5 protein-coding genes are annotated in these 4,904 nt (G+C 40.1%); all 5 read left to right on the top strand.

The window, feature by feature from the left end:
* On the top strand, positions 1–237 hold a 237-nt coding region (locus ACMZ42_RS26775), incomplete at its 5' end, for an endoribonuclease YicC domain-containing protein (RefSeq protein WP_415733377.1).
* Between the two features lie 44 nt (positions 238–281).
* Positions 282–899, top strand: a complete 618-nt coding sequence (gene gmk, locus ACMZ42_RS26770) for a guanylate kinase (protein ID WP_132357484.1) — start codon at positions 282–284, stop codon at positions 897–899.
* A gap of 4 nt (positions 900–903) precedes the next feature.
* Positions 904–1,131 carry a DNA-directed RNA polymerase subunit omega gene (gene rpoZ / locus ACMZ42_RS26765; protein ID WP_053483349.1) on the top strand — a complete coding sequence of 76 codons (228 nt, stop codon included), beginning with the start codon at positions 904–906 and terminating at the stop codon, positions 1,129–1,131.
* Positions 1,132–1,256: 125 nt separating this feature from the next.
* Positions 1,257–2,267 carry a bifunctional phosphopantothenoylcysteine decarboxylase/phosphopantothenate--cysteine ligase CoaBC gene (gene coaBC / locus ACMZ42_RS26760; RefSeq protein ID WP_415733376.1) on the top strand — a complete coding sequence of 337 codons (1,011 nt, stop codon included), beginning with the start codon at positions 1,257–1,259 and terminating at the stop codon, positions 2,265–2,267.
* Positions 2,264–4,678 carry a primosomal protein N' gene (priA, locus tag ACMZ42_RS26755; protein WP_415733375.1) on the top strand — a complete coding sequence of 805 codons (2,415 nt, stop codon included), beginning with the start codon at positions 2,264–2,266 and terminating at the stop codon, positions 4,676–4,678. The genes coaBC and priA overlap by 4 nt, the downstream gene beginning before the upstream one ends.
* Positions 4,679–4,904: the final 226 nt, after the last annotated feature.

The following is a 4,904-nucleotide window of genomic DNA, read 5'->3' as shown; positions in this document are numbered from 1 at the left end:
GAACGTGTGGACATCACTGAAGAATTGGACCGATTAGATAGTCATTTTAATCAACTGGAAGAAACATTACAAGAAACGATTTCAGTTGGCCGTAAATTAGACTTTTTAATGCAGGAAATACACCGCGAGATCAATACGATTGGTTCAAAAAATCAATCAACAGAGGCGGCCGTTGCAGTAGTTCAGGCGAAAACAATTTTAGAAAAGATGCGCGAGCAAGTTCAAAATATCGAATAGCTTGCTTTGTATCTGTTATAAATTAAGGGAGATATAGAGAATAAATGATAAAAGAACGTGGATTATTAATTGTTCTGTCTGGCCCATCTGGTGTAGGTAAAGGGACAGTGCGAAAAGAATTATTTTCTCAGCCGAATACGAATTATGAGTATTCCATCTCGATGACAACACGAAATCCTCGCGAAGGTGAAGTAGATGGTGTAGACTATTTTTTCAAGACACGTGAAGAATTTGAAGCGTTGATTGAACAGGGTGGCTTATTGGAGCATGCTGAATTTGTAGGGAATTATTACGGAACGCCGTTAGCCTACGTAAATGAAACACTTGATGCAGGACGTGATGTGTTTTTAGAAATTGAAGTGCAAGGTGCTGCACAAATCCGCAAAAAGGCACCAGATGCATTATTTATTTTCTTAGCCCCACCAAGCTTAACGGAATTAAAAGACCGTTTAGTTGGTCGAGGGACGGAAACAGCAGACGTTATTGCGAAGCGTATTGCAACTGCAAGCGAAGAGCTCGAAATGATGAGCCTTTATGATTATGTAGTTGAAAATGATGAAGTGACAAATGCTTGTGATCGTATAAATGCGATTATTAAAGCAGAGCATTGTCGTAGAGAACGTGTTGAAAAAAGATATTTGTCAATGTTGAGAGGAGAATAAACCTATGTTATACCCATCAGTAGATACATTAAAAAAAGAAATCGATTCAAAATACTCTTTAGTAAGTCTAGCATCTAAACGTGCTCGTCAAATGCAAGAGGAACAAGACACTGAACGTTTACACAAGTATGTTTCCCATAAATACGTAGGGAAAGCGCTTGAAGAAGTAGCGGCAGGTGTACTTACGAAAGTATCACAGGATGAGTCAACTGTGTATGAAGACGAAATCTAACATTGATAAATAAGCTTTTGCCAAATTAATGTTAAAGTCTGCAGTGGATTTTTGATTATACAGAATGTCGAGAGCTCCCGGGGAATGTTCCTTTGGGAGCTTATCATTTGAAAGGACGATTGTGCATGAATAAAAATATTTTACTTTGTGTTTCAGGTGGCATAGCAGTTTATAAGGCTGTCGCTCTAGTTAGCAAGCTATCTCAGGCAGGAGCAAATGTAAAGGTTATCATGACAGCATCAGCAAGACAATTTGTGAATCCGCTGAGCTTTCAAGTTATGTCCAAAAATGATGTTTTTTTCGATACTTTTGATGAAAAGGATTCGAGTGTTATTGCCCATATTGATTTGGCGGATTGGGCAGATTTAATTTTAGTTGCACCAGCTACCGCAAATGTCATAGGTAAACTGGCGAATGGAATTGCAGACGATATGGTAACGACGACCTTGCTTGCAACTACTGTCCCTGTATGGCTTGCACCAGCGATGAATGTACATATGTATGACCATCCAGCGGTAAAACGAAATTTGGCTCAGTTACAATCTGATGGCTATCAATTTATTGAGCCTTCGGAAGGATTTTTGGCATGTGGCTATGTTGGCAAAGGTCGTTTAGAGGAGCCAGAAAAAATTACGGCGATTGTGCAAGAATTTTTTTCAGAGAAGCTTAAGCTATTAGCTGGTAAAACGGTAGTGGTTACAGCTGGGGCGTCTTATGTTCCAATGGACGAGCACCATGTAATTAGTACGCAGGCGAATAGTAGAATTGGTCAGGCAATAGCAAAAGAGGCAAAAACACTTGGGGCAAATGTAATCCTCATAGATGAGGACGAAACAAGCGTGCATAAACTCTTTGAGCAGCTTGAAGATTATAAAAAGCAATATCCATCTGCATTTTTTATCCATGCAGCAAATACGCCTACAATTGAAGGGGCACCGATACTATCCGTAGAAGGCATGACCGTAATAACTTTTGGGCAAAAGGTTATTGGAAAGCCAATGTTAACAATTACGTCTAACACGTGGATTGATTTTAGTGACACGGCAGAAGTAAAAGGTCAAATATGGGATACGACAAATGTCATGCAGTTTGCGCAAGCATTTTGGACATATGTATTACAAGGTGAGAAGCAATGAGTTTGTTGATTGCAGAGGTTATAGTGGATGTTTCAACATACCATGTAGATCGTCCATTTGACTACGAAGTGCCTACAGAATGGGCACATATTATCGAGATGGGCTGTCGTGTAAAAGTACCGTTTGGGCCAAGAAATGTTCTAGGCTTTGTGGTCGGATTAAAAAATGAAACAGAAGTACCATCTAATAAATTAAAGTCTATTGCGCAAATTTTAGATATAGAGCCGGTATTGACCGAAGAAATGCTGTTAATGGCGAAGTGGTTGAAAAACGAAACGATTTGTTATGAAATTGATGCCTTACAGGTCATGCTCCCATCAGCGCTTCGAGCGAAGTATGAAAAAATCATAACGCTATCAGAGGAGAAAGATGCTTTGCCAGATGAGGCGCAAGCTATTTTTGGTAAGCGACAACAGGCTAATTTCAAAGAATTCGAGCGTGCAGAATTACTTCCTTTATTAAAACAGCTTATTACTAATAAAATTGTAAAAATAGAAAATGTTGTGAAGCAGCAAGGCAATGTGAAAGAAATACGGATGGTCAAAATTTCCGATCATCAGCAAGATATCCACAAAGCAATGGAAGGTGCAGTGAGAGCAGCTAAACAACGCCAGCTGATTGAATGGATGGGCAGTCACCTAGGAGAGGTCCTTTTGCCACAGAAAATCTATGAGGAAACAGGTGCATCTCCCGCGGTATTACAGTCTGTTATTGACAAAAGGGCCGCCCATTTTATACAAGAAGAGGTGTATCGTGATCCCTTTACGAAGGAGGTTTCCCGTACGCAATCTTTACAATTGACGGAAGAGCAGCACATTGCACTTAAGGCTATTAACGGGTCGATGGAAGAACGGACTGCGCAAACTTTTTTACTACACGGCGTCACAGGAAGCGGTAAAACTGAAATATATTTGCAAGCGATACAAAAGGTGTTAGATGAAGGTAAGGAAGCCATTATGCTAGTGCCTGAAATATCATTAACACCACAAATGACAGAGCGTTTTCGTAGTCGTTTTGGTGAGATGGTTGCTGTGATGCATAGTGGCTTATCTGTCGGTGAAAAGTATGATGAATGGCGTAAAATTCAGCAAGGAAAAGTAAGTGTTGTTGTTGGAGCTCGTTCAGCCATTTTCGCACCTTTTACAAATTTAGGCCTCATTATTTTAGATGAAGAGCATGAATCAACCTACAAGCAAGAAGATTCACCTCGTTATCATGCTAGAGATGTAGCGATTTGGCGAAGTGAATTTTACAAATGTCCTGTTATATTAGGTAGTGCAACGCCTGCACTTGAATCATTTGCGAGAGCAAAGAAGGGCGTATATAGTTTGCTATCCTTAAAGCAACGTGCTTTGCACCAACCGCTACCAACTGTTTTTATTGCCGATATGCGAGAAGAACTTCAAAAAGGGAATCGTTCTATGTTTTCGGAGCAGCTTATTGATGCTATACGTATAAGGCTTGAGAAAAAAGAACAGATGGTGCTGTTTTTAAATCGTCGTGGCTATTCTTCTTTTGTGCTTTGTCGTGATTGTGGGACGGTTGTACAATGTCCGAACTGTGACATCTCATTAACGTATCATCGGACAACCGAGAAATTAAAATGTCATTATTGCGGTTATGAGGAGCGTGTTCCTCAAATATGTCCACAATGCCAGAGTGAGCATATTCGTTATTTCGGTACGGGAACACAAAAAGTCGAGGAAGAAATTTATAAGCTATTTCCTGAGGCAAGGGTTCTCCGAATGGATGTTGATACCACAAAGCAAAAGGGTGCACATGAAGAAATTTTGCAAGCATTTGGAGAAGGACAGGCAGATATTTTGCTAGGGACGCAAATGATTGCTAAAGGTCTTGATTTTCCTAATATTACGCTTGTTGGTGTACTTAGTGCTGATACATCTCTGCACCTACCTGACTACCGTGCAGCGGAGCGTACATTCCAATTATTAACGCAGGTTAGTGGTAGAGCTGGACGTCATGAAAAGCATGGTGAGGTTATTGTTCAATCGTATACACCAGAGCATTATGCAATTGAATTGGCCAAAATACAAGATTACGAGCCATTTTACGAACGTGAAATGTTTTTACGTCGCCGCTCTAGCTATCCACCGTATTATTATGTAGCACTTGTTCAAATATCTCATGAGGATGTCATGATGGCAGCAGAGTATGCTGGAAGGGCAGCGGATTGGCTAAGGGAAAACTTATCAAACAAGGTAGCAATTATTGGACCAACAACTGCAAGTATTAGTCGTCTCCAAAATAGATATCGTTATCAATGTTTGATAAAATATAAAATTGAACCAAATCTCATTCCTGTATTACAGCGCCTTTTAGCGATGTATCGAGGGGAATGGATTAAACAGGGAATATTAATGACGGTAGATTTAGATCCGTCAACTATATAAAATGATTCATCACTCAAAGTTTGGGATGACATTTTGTTAAAACTGATGTCATGAGGATAAGTTGATTAGAGTGGAGATTGGGCGACTCCTTGGGGCTAATCGGACGTCCAAGGAAGCTTTGCTCTGTGAGAAAAGCGAAGCGTCAGCAACAAATGTTTTATCTGTGCGAAAGCGAAGCGTCAGCAACAAATGTTTTATCTGTGCGAAAGCGAAGCGTCAGCAACAA

The organism is Lysinibacillus sp. NPDC056185 (genome assembly GCF_047737915.1).
GTDB lineage: Bacteria > Bacillota > Bacilli > Bacillales_A > Planococcaceae > Lysinibacillus.
This window is presented reverse-complemented; position numbering and strand designations above follow the sequence as displayed.